Source organism: Streptomyces sp. NPDC059080, assembly GCF_042739975.1.
Taxonomy (GTDB): domain Bacteria; phylum Actinomycetota; class Actinomycetes; order Streptomycetales; family Streptomycetaceae; genus Streptomyces; species Streptomyces benahoarensis.
On record NZ_JBHYGX010000022.1, the window covers coordinates 76674 to 92080 of the forward strand.

Genomic DNA, 15407 nt, shown 5'->3' on the forward strand with positions numbered 1-15407 from the left:
GGCGGCGAGGAGTGCGGGGGCGGGGCGGCCGCGGGGGCGGCGGAGGCTGTGGGCGTGTACCCCCCACAGGGGGGGGGGCGGCCCCCCCCCCCCCCCCCCCCCCCCGCCCGTCGCCCGCCGCCCCCCTTCGCCGGAAGCCCTTCGGGCTGCCCCTTCCGATGGGCCAGCTCGCCCATCATCTCCGTGAGGGAGCGGTGGTGTTGCTGGGCGAGGACCTCGGTGGGGGCGAGCATCGCCGCCTGTCCCCCGCCGTCGACGACGGTGAGCATCGCGCGCAGCGCCACCATCGTCTTGCCGGAGCCGACCTCGCCCTGGAGGAGGCGGTGCATGGGGTGGTCGGTGGCGAGGTCGGCGAAGATCTCCTCGCTGACCTTGCGCTGGCCTTCGGTGAGGGTGAACGGCAGCGCGGCATCGAACGCGTCGAGGATGCCGCCCTCGGTCAACGGGCGGGGTACGGCGGGGAGTTGGGTCTCGGCGAAGCGGCGGCGGGCCAGGGCGACCTGGAGGACGAACGCCTCGTCCCACTTCAGCCGGGCGCGGGCGTCGGCGATGTCGGCCTTGGTGCGCGGGCGGTGGATCTTCTCCAGGGCCTCGGGCAGCTCCACCAGTGCCCGGCCCGTGCGCAGCGCCTCGGGCAGCGGGTCGACGGCCTCGTGGGCGTGGGGCAACACGGCGTCGACGGCCTTGGCGAGCTTCCAGGACGCCATCTGCTGGCAGGCCGGGTAGATCGGCATCAGCGCGCCGGCGAACGCGTCGACGGCCTCGCTGCCGGACTCCTGGTCGAGGAGAGCGTATTCGGGGTGGGCGAGCTGGAGCTTGCGGTTGAAGACGGAGACCTTGCCGGCGAACATCGCGCGGCGGCCGGGCACCAGGTCCTTGTGCGGTTTGTGGATGCCCTTGCCGAAGAAGACGAGCTGGAGGCGGCCGCCGCCGTCGGTGAGCGTGACCTCCAGCCGCTGGCCGCGGCCGCCGTTGAACCGCAGGACGCGGGCGTCGGAGACCTGGGCGACGACGGTGACGTGTTCGTCGAGCGGAAGATCGGCGAGGCGGGTCAGCTCACCGCGCTCGGCGTACCGGCGCGGGTAGTGGTGCAGGAGATCGCCGACCGTGTGCAGGCCGAGGTGGTCGGCGAGCACCTTCGCGGTGGTGCCACCGAGGGTCTTCTTCAGAGGTTCGTCGAGCGCGGCCACGGAACCCATTGCACACCATGCCACTGACAAACGGCCCCTCTCGCGGGCGGCGGGGCCTGTTGCGGGGTGCGGGAGCGGGCGGCGTGGGGCGGGGGTTGAGGGGGCGGGGTGAGCCCGGGTCCGCGGGTGGGGCCCCAGATGCCCGGCCTCATGCCCGGCGCCCCATGCGTCAGACCCCCAGCACGGTGCCCGTGGCGCGAGGCCCGCGCCGGGCCCCGCCGCCCCCTGTGCAGCCCCCGAGCGCCCCCTGCGCGGCGTCCCAGCCGCCGTCCCCTGTGCAGCCCCCGAGCGCCCCCTGCGCGGCGCCCCCACGCATACGCCCGCTACTCGACCCCGATCAGCAACGGCGCCGCATGGCGGCCGCCCTCGTACACGACGGTGTCGACGGCGAGGAACCGTTCGCGGACATGGGCCTCCAGCCGTTCGGCGAGGCCGTCGGGGGCGCAGGCGCCGCGCACCAGGGTGACGAGTTCGCCGCCGGCCGAGAGCATCCGGTCGAGGACGGTGAGGGCGGTGTCCGTCAGATCACCGCCGATGACCACGACGTCGCCGTCGATCAGCCCGAGGACGTCGCCTTGCTGGCAGACGCCTGCCATCGTCCACGCCTGCCGTTCGGCGACGGCCAGTTCGGCGTAGCGGGTGGCCCCGGCGGCCGAGGTCATGGCGACGGCGTCCTCGTCGAAGCTGCGGTCGGGCTCGTGTACGGCGAGCGCCGCGAGGCCCTGTACGGCGGCGCGGGTGGGGATGAGCGCGACCCGGATGCCCTCGGTACGGGCCGCCTCGGCCGCCGCGGCGGCGGTGTGCCGCAGCTCGGGGTCGTTCGGCAGCAGCAGCACCTCGCGGGCGTGCGCCTGCCGGATCGCCTGCACCAACTCCCCGGAGGCGGGCGGCTCCCCGGGGCGCACGCGCACCGCGGTCGCGCCCGCTTCCTCGCACAGCGCGGCCAGGCCCTCCCCGGGGACGACGGCGACGACGCCCCGTGCGGCCGGTTCCACCGCCTCCCGCGCGGCGTGCGCGGCGCCGTCGAAGTGCGTGATGCGGATGCGGTACGGGCGGCCCGCCTCGATACCGGCCTCGACGGCGGCGCCCGCGTCGTCGACATGGACATGGACGCGCCACAGGCCGTCGCCGCCGACCACGACAAGGGAGTCACCGAGCGCGTCGAGGCGGGAGCGCAGCCGCGCCACGGCGGCGTCGGTGGCTTCCAGGAGATAGATCACCTCGAAGGCGGGCCCCGTCGCCTCCCCGGGCGGGCAGCTCTCCGGCGCGGCCCCGGTGACGGCCGCAGGGCCCGCCGCCTCCGGGAGCGGGGCGTCGGCCCGTACGGGGACGGGGGCGGCGGTGACCTCGCCGGACAGGGCGTCGGCGAGCGCCCCCAGCAAGGCGACGAGGCCGCAGCCCCCGGCGTCCACGACTCCGGCCCGGCCCAGGACGGCAAGCTGTCCCGGGGTGGCGCGGAGCGCGGTGCGGGCGCCGTCGTGGGCGGCGTGCGCCACCGCCGCGGCGTGCGGCGCGGTGGCGGCGACGGCCGCCGCGGCATCGGCGGCGGAGGCAGCGACCGTCAGCACGGTGCCCTCCACGGGGTGCGCGACGGCCTCCCGGGCGGCAGCCGCGGCGCGGTGCAGCGCGCGCCCCAGGGTGGCGGGCGGACAGCCGCCGGGCCGCTCACCGGTGGCGCCCGCATCGTCGGCCCCCGCGACGCCCGGCCCCATGGCGGGCACCGGTGGCGCGGCCAGGATCTCGGTCATGCCGCGGAGCAGCTGGGCGAGGATCGTGCCGGAGTTGCCGCGCGCCCCGATGAGGGCGCCGTGCGCCATGGCTCCGGCGGCGTCGGCGAGGCAGGGCGCGGTGCCCGCGGAGGCGTGGCCGTCGAAGGCCGCCTCGACGGCGCGGGCCGCGGATTCGACGGTGAGGTAGAGGTTGGTGCCGGTGTCGCCGTCAGCTACCGGATAGACGTTGATCGCGTCGATCCGGGCACGTTCCCGGCCCAGCGCCTCCAGAGCCAGCCCGCACCAGGTGCGGATCGCGGCGGCGTCGAGCGGGTGCGGCACAGCGTCCTCCTGGATGCACGGGATGACCGCACAGTAGCCGCGGTCACACCGGGAGCCCGGGGCGGGGGCCGAAGCGCGCATGGTAGTTTCGTTCTACGGAAGCGGCCGTTGTATGCTGCTCCGGTTGCCCGGTGCGAATCGGGTCTTTCCTCTCCTGGCGATGCCGGTCGGTCAATGCACTCGGCCCGTCAGGATTCACCGTAAGTGCATCTGAAGTCTTTGGAGTGACCCGTGGCTGCCAACTGCGACGTCTGCGGCAAGGGGCCGGGCTTCGGCAAGAGTGTCTCTCACTCGCACCGCCGTACCAACCGTCGTTGGAACCCCAACATCCAGACGGTTCGTGCCGTGGTCGAGCGTACGCCGAAGCGGCTCAACGTCTGCACCTCGTGCATCAAGGCCGGCAAGGTCTCGCGCTGACGTCTTAGCCGTAGCGCAGCCAAGCCGGTTGCTTGACGAAAAGCCGGTCCACCGAAAGGTGGGCCGGCTTTTCGTCGTTGTCCCACGCGGCATGGAGCCCTCGCTTGTCCCACGGGGCCGGGGCGTTGTCGCGGGCGGACGGCGCCCCGTACGGCGGGCGCACGGGGCAGGATCAGGCCCTCGCACAGTGGGCCGTGCCCCGTTGCCGCGCGGCGCGAGCTGTTGCCGGGCGTGGGCCCCGCGTTGCCGTCCGTTACGGGTGGGCGCCGCTCGTGCGTCGGGCCGCGCCGTCCCGCCGGCCTCCGGGGCCTGGCGGGAGGGCGATCCGTCGGGCCGCCGCCGGTGGGTGACGCTGCCCGGCGCGCTGCCGGGCGTGCGGATCGCGTACGTAAGGGGCAAGCGTGCAGCCCGCATGGGGCGGAGAACGGGGCGGACGCAAAGCCCCCGCATGGGGCGGGCCGAGGCACTGCCCCGTACGCGAACCACCGCACGGGGCGGCGGCATGGGGTCGGCGCGAAACCAACCGCATGGGGCGGGGCACCGCGCCGCCTCACCGAACGGCTGCTCCCTCACCGAACGGCTGCTCCCTCACACTTCCCCGCGCCACCGCCACCCGTGATCCACCGGCCCGATCCCGCTCCCCAGCCGGAAGCCCGCCGCGAGTGCGCCCGTGACGTACTCCTTCGCGGCGGTGACGGCCTGCGGGACGGTGTCGCCGTGGGCGAGCCGGGCGGCGACGGCGGAGGCGAGGGTGCAGCCGGTGCCGTGGGTGTGGCGGTTGTCGTGGCGCGGCGCGCGCAGCCAGTGCTCCTCGGTGCCGTCGGTGAGCAGGTCGACGGCGTCGGCGGTGCCGGGCAGATGGCCGCCCTTGATGAGCGCCCAGCGCGGCCCGAAGGCGAGGACCGCGTCGGCGGCGCGGCGCATCCCGGTCTCGTCCGTGGTGCGCACGCCGGTCAGCAGCGCCACCTCGTCGAGGTTGGGTGTGGCGACGGTGGCGGTCGGCAGCAGCTTGGTGCGGACCGCGTCGAGGGCGGTCGTGGCGAGCAGCGCGTCCCCGTGCTTGGAGATGCCGACGGGGTCGACGACGACGGGCACGGCCAGCTCCGCGAGGAGCGCGGCGACGGTCTCCACCAGCTCCGGCGAGGCGAGCATCCCGGTCTTCACCGCCTGGACGCCGATGTCGTCGACGACGCTGCGGAACTGCGCCCGCACCGCCTCGGCGGGCAGCTCCCAGGCGCCCTGAACGCCCTGGGAGTTCTGCGCGGTGACGGCGGTGAGCACGCTCATGCCGTGGGTGCCCAGCGCCAGCATCGTCTTGAGGTCGGCCTGGATGCCCGCGCCGCCGCCGGAGTCGGAGCCGGCGACGGTCAGTACGCGTGGTGGGGTCTGCACGGCGCCGAATCTACCGGCCGCCGCCGGGCGGCACGGAGCCGCCCGGCGGCGGGGATTCGGCGTCGCCGTTGTCCCCGAAGTGGTCCCACCCGGCCCGGTTCCAGGGCGCCCCGTCCACCGTCACCTGCGGCAGCGCGGAGGGATGCAGGACCTCGCCGATGACCTTCCAGCGGGCGGGCAGCTTCACATCGGGCGGGAACGTCGCGACGATCGCGTGGTCCTCGCCGCCGTTGAGCACCCACTGCATGGGGTCGACGCCGACGGCGGTGCCGATGTCGGACATCTGCGTCGGGATGTCGATCTTGGTAGAGGCGAGATCAATACGGACCTTGCTGGCCTCCGCGATGTGCCCGAGGTCGGCGACGAGGCCGTCGCTGACGTCCGTCATGGCGGTGGCGCCCAGTCCGGCCGCCGCCGGGCCCGCGTGATACGGCGGTTCGGGCCGTCGGTGCGCCTCGACGAAGGCACGCGGCGAACGGAACCCGCGGGTGAGCACGGCGTACCCGGCGGCCGACCAGCCCAGCCAGCCGGTCACCGCGACGACATCGCCGGGCTGCGCGCCGCCGCGGGTCACCGGCTCGGCGTTGCGCAGATCGCCGAGGGCGGTGATGGCGACGGTGATGGTGTCGCCGCGTACGACATCGCCGCCGACCACCGCGGCACCGGCGACCTGGCATTCGTCGCGCAGCCCGTCCATCAGCTCGGTCGCCCAGGTGGCGGGGAGTTCCGCGGGCACGACGAGGCCGAGGAGGATGGCGGTGGGCACGGCGCCCATCGCGGCGATGTCGGCGAGGTTCTGGGCCGCGGCCTTCCGGCCGACGTCGTACGCGGTGGACCAGTCGCGGCGGAAGTGCCGGCCCTCCAGGAGGACGTCGGTGCTGGCGACGACCCTCCGGTCGGGCGCGGTGACCACCGCGGCGTCGTCGCCCGGACCGATGCGTACCGCCGGGGTGGGGGTGATGCGGGAGGTCAGCTCCCGGATCAGCCCGAATTCCCCCAGCTCGCCCACGGTGCCCTTCATGCTGTCGCCCTTCTCCTGCGTACGGCCCGTCCGTACTTCGCTGGTCTGGGCGCCGCACCGGCCGTCGTCACCGCGCGGATCTCCCCGCTCCGCTCGGTGACGCGGTACCGTGGCGTCCCTTCTTCCCCCATGATCCTCGAAGCCGCCCTGGAGGTCCCGTGGTACAGGCGTACATCCTGATCCAGACCGAGGTCGGCCGGGCCTCGGCGGTGGCGGAGGTGATCGCGCAGATCCCCGGCGTGCTGACGGCCGAGGATGTGACCGGTCCCTACGACGTCGTGGTGCGCGCGCAGGCGGAGACCGTCGACGAGCTGGGCCGGCTGGTCGTCGCCAATGTGCAGCGGGTGGAGGGGATCACCCGCACCCTGACCTGTCCGGTTGTCCATATCTAGCTCCCCGTATGCTCGGCCGGGTGATCTCGTCTCGCCGCTGGTTGCCGGTCCTGCCGTCGCTCGCCGTGCTGTGCTGCACGGCGGGCTGTTCCTCCGCGCCCGAGGTCACGCCGCCCGCGCCCGAGGGCGCGTCGGCCCAGCACTGCCGGGCCCTCCACAAGGAGTTGCCGGACACCGTCGACGGGCTGGCGCGCAGGAGCACCGAGCCTGCGTCGGATTTCACGGCCGCCTGGGGCGACCCCGCCGTGCAGTTGCGCTGCGGGGTGCCGAAGCCGGGCGCGTTGACGTCCGTGGGTGAACATTACAACCCCGGCGCCGACGCGGCGGACGTCAACGGCGTCTCGTGGTTCCTGGAGAAGCGCGACGACGGCTACCGCTTCACGACGGTACTGCGCAAGACCTACGTCGAGGTGACGGTGCCGGGGAAGTACGCCCCCGAGGTCAACGCGCTCACCGATCTCGCCGCCGCGGTGAAGAAGACCGTGCCCGAGGGCGTCTGAGCCGGGCCCACGGTGGGCGGGCCCGGCACCGGACGGGTCAGCGCAGGCCGGTGGAGCGGTTCAGCGCCGCTTGGAGGAGCCGGTCGATCAGCTCCGGGTAGCTCACGCCGCTCTCCTGCCACATCCGCGGGTACATCGAGATGGGCGTGAAGCCGGGGAGCGTGTTGATCTCGTTGATCACGAACTCGCCGTTCTCCTGGAGGAAGAAGTCCGCACGGACCAGGCCCTCGCAGGACGCCGCCTCGAACGCCGCGACGGCCAGTTCCTGGACGCGGACGGTCTCCTCGGCGGTGAGCGGCGCGGGCACCAGGCCCGCCGCCGAGTCGATGTACTTCGCCTCGAAGTCGTAGAAGTCGTGGGCGGTGACCGGCGGGATCTCCGCCGGGACGCTGGCGCGCGGGCCGTCCTCGAACTCCAGGACCCCGCACTCGATCTCGCGGCCGCGCAGCAGCGACTCGACGATGATCTTCGGGTCGTGGCGCCGCGCCTCCGCGATCGCGTCGTCGAGCCCGTCGACGTCGTCGGCCTTGGTGATGCCCATGGACGAACCGGCGCGGGCGGGCTTCACGAAGAGCGGCCAGCCGTGCTCGGCGGCGAAGTCGACGATCTTCTTGCGGGCGGCCTCGGGGCTGCGCTCCCATTCCCGGGGCCGGATGACCTCGTACGGGCCGACCGGCAGCCCGAAGGAGGTGAACACCCGCTTCATGTAGTCCTTGTCCTGACCGACGGCGGAGGCGAGGACGCCGCAGCCGACGTAGGGGACGCCGGAGAGTTCCAGCAGACCCTGCAGGGTGCCGTCCTCGCCGTAGGGGCCGTGCAGCACGGGGAAGACGACGTCGACCTCGCCCAGCGCCTTGGGGACGGAGCCCGGTTCGCTGTAGACCAGCTCGCGGTTGGTCGGGTCGACCGGCAGGACGACGACGCCCTCGTCGGATTCGGCGAGTTCGGCGACGCTCGGCAGGCGGCGGTCCGCGATGGCCATCCGCTCCGGGTCGTCGGCGGTCAGGGCCCAGCGTCCGTCGGTGGTGATCCCGATCGGCAGCACGTCGTACTTCTCGCGGTCGATGGCGCGCAGGACGGCTCCCGCGGTGACCACGGAGATGGCGTGTTCGGAGCTGCGGCCACCGAACACGACGGCGACACGGGGCTTGTGGGGAGGGGTCTGGCTGCTCATATCGGCTTGAGGGTACCTGCTGGTGGATACGGAGTCGGCGCGGCGGCGGCCGTGCGCGGCGCCGTGTCCGCGCGCCGCACGGGGCGGGCCGGGCGCCGCGCGCGGGCGGTCAGTGGCGTTCGGACTTGGCGCTGCGCGACATCAGCTCCTTGAGGGCGACCATCGGCGGCTTGCCCTCGTGGACGATGTCGAAGACCGTCTCGGTGATCGGCATGTCGACGCCGTGGCGGCGGGCCAGATCCCGTACGGATTCGCAGGACTTGACGCCCTCGGCGGTCTGCTTGGTCACCGCGATGGTCTCGGCGAGGCTCATACCGCGGCCGAGGTTGGTGCCGAAGGTGTTGTTGCGCGAGAGCGGCGAGGAGCAGGTGGCGACGAGGTCACCCATGCCGGCCAGGCCCGCGAAGGTGTGCGCGTCGGCGCCCATGGCGAGGCCGAGTCGGGTGGTCTCGGCGAGACCGCGGGTGATCAGCGACGCCTTGGCGTTGTCGCCCAGGCCCATGCCGCCCGCGATGCCGACGGCGAGCGCGATGACGTTCTTGACGGCGCCGCCCAGCTCGCAGCCGACGACGTCGGTGTGGGTGTACGGGCGGAAGTACGGGGTGTGGCAGGCGGTCTGCAGCCGCCGGGCGACGGACTCGTCGGCGCAGGCGACGACCGCAGCGGCGGGCTGCCGGGCGGCGATCTCCTTGGCGAGGTTGGGGCCGGTGAGGACCGCGACGCGCTCGGCGGGGACCTTGGCGACCTCCTCGATGACCTCGCTCATCCGCTTGGCGGTGCCCAGTTCGACGCCCTTCATCAGGGAGACCAGGACGGTGTCGGCGGGCAGCAGCGGCGCCCAGGCGGCGAGGTTGTCGCGCAGCGTCTGCGAGGGCACGGCGAGGACGGTGAAGTCGGCGCCCGCGGCCGCCTCGGCGGGGTCGGTGGTGGCCCGCACGGACGCGGGCAGCTCGACCCCCGGCAGGTAGTCGGGGTTGGTCCGCTCCTTGTTGATCGCGTCGGCGACGGCGGCGCGGCGGCCCCAAAGGGTCACCTCGCAGCCCGCGTCGCCGAGGATCATCGCGAATGCGGTGCCCCAGGACCCCGTGCCGTAGACGGCGCAGCGCGTCACTTGCCTTCATCCTCCTGTGCCTGCTGGGTGCTTCGGACCGGCTCGGCGACGGCCGCCGCCCGGGCCGCCTCGCGTGCCGCGCGCCGCTCGTGGGCGAGCGCCCGGCGCGGGTCGAACGGTACGGCGGGCGGGGTCTCGCCCCGAACGTCCGCCAGCTGCGCGGTGATCGCCGCCATGATCGCCTCGGTGACCTCGCGCAGCACCTCGGCGGTGGGCTCCTTGCCGTGGTACGCGCTGAGGTCGACCGGCGGCCCGGCCTGCACCCGCAGCGTCTTGCGCGGCAGCAGACGGAGCTTCTTCTCCTTGGCGTACGGCGGCATCGCCTCGTTGGCGCCCCACTGCGCGACGGGGATGACCGGCGCCTTGGTAAGCAGGGCGACGCGCGCGGCGCCGGTCTTGCCCTGCATCGGCCAGAGCGCCGGATCACGGGTGAGCGTCGCCTCGGGATAGAAGGCGACGCATTCGCCCTTCTCGATGGCGGTGACGGCGGCACGGAACGCGTTGGCGGCGTCAGTGGTTTCCCGGTAGACGGGGATCTGTCCCGTACCGCGCATCATGAGGCCGACAAAGCCGCTGCGAAAGAGCCCGGACTTGGCAAGGAATCGGGGAACCCGCCCGGTGTTGTACTGATAGTGCGCGTACGACAGCGGATCGAGATACGAGTTGTGGTTGACGGCGGTGATAAATCCGCCGTCGGCCGGAATGTTCTCCATTCCGCGCCAGTCCCGCTTGAACAGAACCAGGAGCGGCGGTTTGCAGATGACCGCGGCCAGTCGGTACCAGAAGCCGATTCTGCGGCGGGACACGTGGACACCCTCCTGTGGGGACCTGCTGAGCTGCTGCGAGCCGGCAGCCGCACAAGTGTCGCCCCAGGTACCCGCTATGTCGAGAACACCGTAACCCCACGGTCCCCGGCGAGCTGCGGCAGCAGGGAAAATCGAATCCTATGCGAGGAGACGGAGTGGATGTGGGCTGGAGCCTGGTCGTGCCGTTGAAGCCGCTGGTGCGGGCCAAGAGCAGGCTTTCCCCGGCGGTCGGTGAGGAGTTCCGCCCGCGGCTGGCACTCGCATTCGCCCTGGACACCGTCGGCGCGGCACTGGCCTGCGGCGACGTCGCGGATGTGGCGGTTGTCACGGACGATCCGGCGGCCGCCGGACCCCTTTCGGCGCTCGGCGCGCGGATCGTGCCCGATACCCCGGCACACGGCCTCAACGCGGCGCTGGCCCATGGCGCAGCCACGGTCCGGGCACGCCACCCGGGCGCGGCGGTCGCGGCCCTCAACGCCGATCTGCCCGCACTGCGCACCGCCGAACTGGAAGCCGTACTGCAAAGGGCCGCGCTATTTCCGCGGGCTTTTCTCGCCGATGCGGCGGATATCGGAACAACGCTTCTCACCGCGCGTTCCGGTACGGAATTGGCACCGGCATTCGGCGGCCGTTCGCGGGAGCGGCACCGCGCGTCGGGGGCGCGGGAGATTTCCGGGCGGGCGGCGGCGTCGGTGCGCCGGGACGTGGACACCGGTGAGGACCTGCACGAGGCGCTGGTGCTCGGGGTGGGCGCGCACACGGCGCGGGTCGCCGCGGCGCTGGCACGGACGGCGGGCGCCGCGGGGCTCTCAGAGGGTCTGGAGCGTGAGGAGCGTGATCCGGAGGGCGTCGCCCTCGCCAGTGGTCTCGATCCGCACCCGCTGGCCGGGGCGCAGCAGGCGCAGGCCCCCCGCGTCGAAGGCGGCGGCGTCGAAGGGCACGGGAGTGCCGTCGTCCAGCAGCACGCTGCCGGAACGGGAGTCCGAGTCGTAGGTGTACGCGGTGGCCTGCATGGTGCAGAGCCTAAAGGAGCCGGTCGGCCCCGGTGAACGCGCGGTCGCCACGCACCGCGGGCCGGGCTCCCCGGAGGGAGACCGGCCCGGCGCGAGGCGTCACCGCTGCGGGAATTACCGCTTGCGGGCGGTGGTCTTCTTCGCGGCGGTCTTGCGTGCCGTGGTCTTCTTCGCGGGGGCCTTCTTGGCGGTGGCCTTCTTCGCGGGCGCCGTCTTCTTGGCGGCGGCGGTCGTCTTCTTCGCCGGGGCGGCCTTCTTCGCGGCGGCCGTCGTCTTCTTCGCCGCGGCGGTGGTCTTCTTCGCCGGTGCCGCCTTCTTGGCGGTGGTCTTCTTCGCGGCGGCCGTGGTCTTCTTCGCCGCTGCCGTCGTCTTCTTCGCGGCGGCCTTCTTGACGGTGGTGGCCTTCTTGGCGGCGGCCTTCTTCACTGTCGTACGCGTGGAAGTGCCACCCGAGAGACTGCCCTTGGGGGCCTTCTTGACGGCCACATCGTGCTTGGGGAGCTTCTTGGAACCGCTCACCAGATCCTTGAATCCCTGGCCCGCGCGGAAACGCGGCACCGAGGTCTTCTTGACCCGCACGCGCTCTCCGGTCTGCGGGTTCCGGGCGTAGCGGGCCGGGCGGTCGACCTTCTCGAACGACCCGAATCCGGTGACCGAAACGCGGTCACCGGCGACAACTGCACGGACGATTGCGTCCAGTACGGCGTCCACCGCGTCCGCGGCGTTCTGACGGCCACCGAGCTTGTCGGCAATGGCTTCTACGAGCTGCGCCTTGTTCACGTCTTCCCCTTCGGAGACATTGCTGGAACGATAGATTCCAAGCTTTTTCGCACGTTAGGCAGATATATACCGCAAATCAAACACGAAACGGGCTAATCACCCTTGTGCCGCAACGCACTCGACCTCACGCACTTCCGTCGGTGTGCACGTCTTCGGGATAACGACCTTCATCGAGGTCGGCCATGAACCACTCCAGACGCCTTGCCGCGTTCGCAAGATCGTGTTGTGCCGCGGCCGTGATGACGAGCAGCTTCCGGGTCAGCGCCATCCGTACGCCCTCCGGGACTTGCAGTGTCCGCACCCTTGCGTGTGCGTCCTTGAGTTGGTCGGCGACGTAACCGTAGAGCTGCAGTTGGCCGTCGCGTTCCATGCGCTAATTGTGCCATCTGCGGCGAGTTGTCGCTTCACGGGGCCTCAACAGACGTCCGAACACGTCGATGCGCCCCCTGCTAACTGCACAGGGGGCGCATCGTACGCAATATGTCTTTGAGCCAAAAGCCCGAGGTCAGGCCACCACGGTCTGCGGCTTGAACGAGGGCCTGTTTGCCTCGTACGCGGTGATGGCCGACTCTTCCCGGAGGGTGAGGCTGATATCGTCCAGCCCCTCCAGCAGTCGCCACCGCGCATTCTCGTCCAGCTCGAAGTCGGCCTCCACACCCGGGGCGAGCACCTTGCGCGCGACCAGGTCGACGGTCACCTCGGCGGCCGGGTCCTCCTCGGCCAGCCGCTGCAGCCGCTCGACGGTCTCCTGCGGCAGGACCACCGTCAGCAGGCCGTTCTTGAGGGAGTTGCCGCGGAAGATGTCCGCGAACCGCGAGGAGATGACGGCCTTGAAGCCGTAGTTCTGCAGCGCCCAGACGGCGTGCTCACGAGAGGAGCCGGTGCCGAAGTCCGGGCCCGCGACGAGCACCGTGGCGCCCCGGTGCGCCTCCTGGTTGAGGACGAACTGCGGGTCCTTGCGCCACGCCTCGAAGAGCCCGTCCTCGAAGCCGTCGCGGGTGACCTTCTTCAGCCAGTGGGCCGGGATGATCTGGTCGGTGTCGACGTTGCTGCGGCGCAGCGGCACGGCCCGGCCGGTGTGGGTGGTGAAAGCTTCCATGATTCCTCAGACTCCCGCGGGCGTACGAACGTCGGCGTCGGACAGGTCGGCGGGCGAGGCCAGATGCCCGAGCACCGCGGTGGCGGCGGCGACCTGCGGCGAGACCAGGTGGGTGCGGCCGCCCTTGCCCTGCCGCCCCTCGAAGTTGCGGTTGGAGGTGGACGCGGAGCGCTCGCCCGGCGCCAGCTGGTCGGGGTTCATCCCCAGGCACATCGAGCAACCGGCGTGCCGCCATTCGGCCCCCGCCGCGGTGAAGACCTTGTCCAGCCCCTCCTCGACCGCCTGGAGGGAGACCCGCACCGAGCCCGGCACGACGAGCATCCGCACGCCGTCGGCGACCGAACGCCCCTCCAGAACGGAGGCGGCGGAGCGCAGATCCTCGATGCGGCCGTTGGTGCAGGAACCTACGAAGACGGTGTCCACACCGATCTCGCGCAGCGGCTGACCCGCCGTCAACCCCATGTACTCCAGGGCCTTTTCGGCGGCCATCCGCTCCGAGGCGTCCTCGTACGAAGCGGGGTCGGGGACCCGGGCGGAGAGCGGCGCGCCCTGGCCCGGGTTGGTGCCCCAGGTGACGAACGGGGCCAGCTCGGCGGCGTCGATGACGACCTCCGCGTCGAAGACCGCGTCGTCGTCGGTGCGCAGGGTGCGCCAGTAGGCGACGGCGTCGTCCCAGTCGGTGCCCTCGGGGGCGTGGGCCCGCCCGCGCAGGTAGGCGAAGGTGGTGTCGTCCGGGGCGATCATCCCGGCCCGGGCGCCCGCCTCGATCGACATGTTGCAGATGGTCATCCGGGCTTCCATCGACAGCTTCTCGATGGCGGAGCCGCGGTACTCCAGGACGTAACCCTGGCCGCCGCCGGTGCCGATCTTGGCGATGATCGCCAGGATCAGGTCCTTGGCGGTGACGCCGTCGGGCAGCTCGCCCTCGACAGTGATCGCCATGGTCTTGAAGGGGGCCAGCGGCAGCGTCTGGGTGGCAAGGACGTGCTCGACCTGGCTGGTGCCGATGCCGAACGCCAGGGCGCCGAACGCACCGTGCGTGGAGGTGTGACTGTCACCGCAGACCACGGTGGTGCCCGGCTGGGTCAGTCCCAACTGCGGTCCCACCACGTGGACAACGCCCTGTTCGACATCGCCCAGCGGGTGCAGCCGCACGCCGAACTCCGCGCAGTTCTTGCGCAGCGTCTCCAGCTGGACGCGCGAGACCGGGTCGGCGATCGGCTTGTCGATGTCGAGGGTCGGGGTGTTGTGGTCCTCGGTGGCGATGGTCAGGTCCGTACGGCGCACCTGCCGTCCGGCCTTGCGGAGGCCGTCGAACGCCTGCGGGCTGGTGACCTCGTGCAGCAGGTGGAGATCGATGAAGAGGAGGTCGGGCTCGCCTTCCGCGCGCCGGACGACGTGGTCGTCCCAGACCTTCTCCGCGAGTGTCCGTCCCATCGCTTTCCCTCCGGCCGGCCGCATCGCCGGCCCAACTCGTACTGTGCGCACGGTCCCCGCACCCCCGCGCCGGGCCCCGCACCGGGCCCTGGTCGAGGGCCGTGGCTACAGAGTGACGACTTCCACGGAAAATTGAACTTGCGTTTCATACTGTGAGACGCAAGTATCGTTGCATGGACAACTCTAGCGGCGTCGGCGTTCTCGACAAGGCGGCTCTCGTATTGAGCGCTCTGGAGTCCGGTCCGGCCACCCTCGCCGGGCTGGTCGCGGCGACCGGGCTCGCACGACCCACGGCCCATCGGCTGGCCGTGGCCCTGGAACACCACCGGATGGTGGCGAGGGACATGCAGGGCCGGTTCATCCTCGGCCCCCGGCTGTCCGAACTGGCCGCCGCGGCCGGTGAGGACCGCCTGCTGGCGACGGCCGGACCGGTGCTCACCCATCTGCGCGATGTGACGGGCGAGAGCGCCCAGCTCTACCGTCGCCAGGGCGACATGCGGATCTGTGTGGCGGCGGCGGAACGGCTGTCCGGACTGCGGGACACCGTCCCGGTCGGCTCCACGCTCCCGATGAAGGCCGGTTCCGCGGCGCAGATCCTCATGGCCTGGGAGGAGCCCGAGCGGCTCCACCGCGGACTCCAGGGCGCCCGCTTCACCGCCACCGCGCTCTCCGGCGTACGCCGCCGCGGCTGGGCCCAGTCGATCGGCGAGCGGGAGCCGGGCGTGGCCTCCGTCTCGGCACCGGTCCGCGGCCCCTCGAACCGCGTGGTGGCCGCCGTCTCGGTCTCCGGACCGATCGAGCGGCTGACCCGCCACCCGGGCCGGATGCACGCCCAGGCCGTCATCGACGCCGCCGCCCGCCTCTCCGAGGGCCTGCGCCGCACTGGCTGAGAGATCCCCGCTTCCCCTACGGGCCGGGGGGGGGGGGGGGGAGCGTCGGCAGACCCGGCCATAGCACACCACACCCGATAACACAAACTCCACGTCACACCTCCAGGAGAAAACCAACGAGAGACAAAACACAG

16 protein-coding genes and 1 pseudogene are annotated in these 15407 nt (G+C 72.3%); 5 read left to right on the forward strand and 12 right to left on the reverse strand.

What is annotated here, in order from left to right; translation table 11 throughout:
* Both ACFWWQ_RS18915 and ACFWWQ_RS18920 read right to left on the reverse strand, forming a co-directional pair.
* Nucleotides 1–1199: DEAD/DEAH box helicase (locus tag ACFWWQ_RS18915; protein ID WP_384597523.1), on the reverse strand; the 1199-nt coding region annotated here is incomplete at its 3' end.
* 314 nt (nucleotides 1200–1513) lie between these two features.
* Nucleotides 1514–3241 carry a DAK2 domain-containing protein gene (locus tag ACFWWQ_RS18920; protein WP_384597525.1) on the reverse strand — a complete coding sequence of 576 codons (1728 nt, stop codon included), beginning with the start codon at nucleotides 3239–3241 and terminating at the stop codon, nucleotides 1514–1516.
* Between the two features lie 231 nt (nucleotides 3242–3472).
* On the opposite strand from ACFWWQ_RS18920, the gene rpmB reads away from it, so the two are divergent.
* Complete coding sequence (gene rpmB, locus ACFWWQ_RS18925; protein WP_030287328.1) at nucleotides 3473–3658, forward strand: 50S ribosomal protein L28; 186 nt, start codon at nucleotides 3473–3475, stop codon at nucleotides 3656–3658.
* A 588-nt stretch (nucleotides 3659–4246) separates the two neighbouring features.
* Here the strand turns inward: rpmB and thiD are convergent.
* Nucleotides 4247–5050 (reverse strand): bifunctional hydroxymethylpyrimidine kinase/phosphomethylpyrimidine kinase, encoded by an 804-nt coding sequence (thiD, locus tag ACFWWQ_RS18930; RefSeq protein WP_384597527.1) that lies wholly within the window; start codon nucleotides 5048–5050, stop codon nucleotides 4247–4249.
* 10 nt (nucleotides 5051–5060) lie between these two features.
* The gene (locus ACFWWQ_RS18935) at nucleotides 5061–6071 is read right to left on the reverse strand and encodes a thiamine-phosphate kinase (protein WP_384597529.1); all 1011 of its coding nucleotides are present in this window, start codon (nucleotides 6069–6071) and stop codon (nucleotides 5061–5063) included.
* A gap of 158 nt (nucleotides 6072–6229) precedes the next feature.
* Here ACFWWQ_RS18935 and ACFWWQ_RS18940 point away from each other — a divergent pair, with 158 nt between their 5' ends.
* Nucleotides 6230–6463, forward strand: a complete 234-nt coding sequence (locus ACFWWQ_RS18940) for an Lrp/AsnC family transcriptional regulator (protein ID WP_143940467.1) — start codon at nucleotides 6230–6232, stop codon at nucleotides 6461–6463.
* An 8-nt stretch (nucleotides 6464–6471) separates the two neighbouring features.
* Nucleotides 6472–6963, forward strand: coding sequence for a DUF3515 domain-containing protein (locus ACFWWQ_RS18945; RefSeq protein ID WP_384597531.1), 492 nt, complete (start codon nucleotides 6472–6474; stop codon nucleotides 6961–6963).
* 37 nt (nucleotides 6964–7000) lie between these two features.
* Here ACFWWQ_RS18945 and ACFWWQ_RS18950 read toward each other — a convergent pair whose 3' ends face one another.
* The 3 genes from ACFWWQ_RS18950 to ACFWWQ_RS18960 all read right to left on the reverse strand — a co-directional run bounded on the left by ACFWWQ_RS18950 (nucleotide 7001) and on the right by ACFWWQ_RS18960 (nucleotide 10054).
* Nucleotides 7001–8137 carry a D-alanine--D-alanine ligase family protein gene (locus ACFWWQ_RS18950; RefSeq protein ID WP_384597533.1) on the reverse strand — a complete coding sequence of 379 codons (1137 nt, stop codon included), beginning with the start codon at nucleotides 8135–8137 and terminating at the stop codon, nucleotides 7001–7003.
* Between the two features lie 109 nt (nucleotides 8138–8246).
* Nucleotides 8247–9248, reverse strand: coding sequence for an NAD(P)H-dependent glycerol-3-phosphate dehydrogenase (locus ACFWWQ_RS18955; protein ID WP_384597535.1), 1002 nt, complete (start codon nucleotides 9246–9248; stop codon nucleotides 8247–8249).
* Nucleotides 9245–10054 carry a lysophospholipid acyltransferase family protein gene (locus tag ACFWWQ_RS18960; RefSeq protein ID WP_384597537.1) on the reverse strand — a complete coding sequence of 270 codons (810 nt, stop codon included), beginning with the start codon at nucleotides 10052–10054 and terminating at the stop codon, nucleotides 9245–9247. The genes ACFWWQ_RS18955 and ACFWWQ_RS18960 overlap by 4 nt, the downstream gene beginning before the upstream one ends.
* Nucleotides 10055–10194: 140 nt before the next feature.
* On the opposite strand from ACFWWQ_RS18960, the pseudogene cofC reads away from it, so the two are divergent.
* Nucleotides 10195–10758: pseudogene (cofC, locus tag ACFWWQ_RS18965) on the forward strand (2-phospho-L-lactate guanylyltransferase); the annotation flags it as partial.
* Between the two features lie 105 nt (nucleotides 10759–10863).
* Here cofC and ACFWWQ_RS18970 read toward each other — a convergent pair.
* The 5 genes from ACFWWQ_RS18970 to leuC form a co-directional block, all read right to left on the reverse strand.
* Nucleotides 10864–11067, reverse strand: coding sequence for a hypothetical protein (locus tag ACFWWQ_RS18970; protein WP_143940493.1), 204 nt, complete (start codon nucleotides 11065–11067; stop codon nucleotides 10864–10866).
* A 114-nt stretch (nucleotides 11068–11181) separates the two neighbouring features.
* Nucleotides 11182–11847 (reverse strand): HU family DNA-binding protein, encoded by a 666-nt coding sequence (locus ACFWWQ_RS18975; RefSeq protein WP_384597539.1) that lies wholly within the window; start codon nucleotides 11845–11847, stop codon nucleotides 11182–11184.
* 124 nt (nucleotides 11848–11971) lie between these two features.
* Nucleotides 11972–12217, reverse strand: coding sequence for a hypothetical protein (locus ACFWWQ_RS18980; protein ID WP_143940473.1), 246 nt, complete (start codon nucleotides 12215–12217; stop codon nucleotides 11972–11974).
* A 135-nt stretch (nucleotides 12218–12352) separates the two neighbouring features.
* On the reverse strand, nucleotides 12353–12946 hold the full coding sequence (gene leuD, locus ACFWWQ_RS18985) for a 3-isopropylmalate dehydratase small subunit (protein ID WP_384597541.1): 594 nt from the start codon (nucleotides 12944–12946) through the stop codon (nucleotides 12353–12355).
* Between the two features lie 6 nt (nucleotides 12947–12952).
* Nucleotides 12953–14383, reverse strand: a complete 1431-nt coding sequence (leuC, locus tag ACFWWQ_RS18990) for a 3-isopropylmalate dehydratase large subunit (RefSeq protein WP_384597543.1) — start codon at nucleotides 14381–14383, stop codon at nucleotides 12953–12955.
* Between the two features lie 173 nt (nucleotides 14384–14556).
* Between leuC and ndgR the strand changes: the two genes are divergently transcribed.
* A complete protein-coding gene (gene ndgR, locus ACFWWQ_RS18995) occupies nucleotides 14557–15273 on the forward strand; it encodes an IclR family transcriptional regulator NdgR (RefSeq protein WP_026169203.1) in 717 nt (238 codons plus the stop codon).
* The last annotated feature ends 134 nt before the right edge of the window (nucleotides 15274–15407 follow it).

Bases quoted from the DNA above. Each gene is read 5' to 3' on its own strand.
- ACFWWQ_RS18980 (WP_143940473.1), bottom strand. From the start codon at position 12,217: ATGGAACGCGACGGCCAACTGCAGCTCTACGGTTACGTCGCCGACCAA.
- ACFWWQ_RS18970 (WP_143940493.1), bottom strand. From the start codon at position 11,067: ATGCAGGCCACCGCGTACACCTACGACTCGGACTCCCGTTCCGGCAGC.
- leuC (WP_384597543.1), bottom strand. From the start codon at position 14,383: ATGGGACGGACACTCGCGGAGAAGGTCTGGGACGACCACGTCGTCCGG.
- ACFWWQ_RS18950 (WP_384597533.1), bottom strand. From the start codon at position 8,137: ATGAGCAGCCAGACCCCTCCCCACAAGCCCCGTGTCGCCGTCGTGTTC.
- ACFWWQ_RS18945 (WP_384597531.1), top strand. From the start codon at position 6,472: ATGCTCGGCCGGGTGATCTCGTCTCGCCGCTGGTTGCCGGTCCTGCCG.
- ACFWWQ_RS18935 (WP_384597529.1), bottom strand. From the start codon at position 6,071: ATGAAGGGCACCGTGGGCGAGCTGGGGGAATTCGGGCTGATCCGGGAG.
- ndgR (WP_026169203.1), top strand. From the start codon at position 14,557: ATGGACAACTCTAGCGGCGTCGGCGTTCTCGACAAGGCGGCTCTCGTA.
- leuD (WP_384597541.1), bottom strand. From the start codon at position 12,946: ATGGAAGCTTTCACCACCCACACCGGCCGGGCCGTGCCGCTGCGCCGC.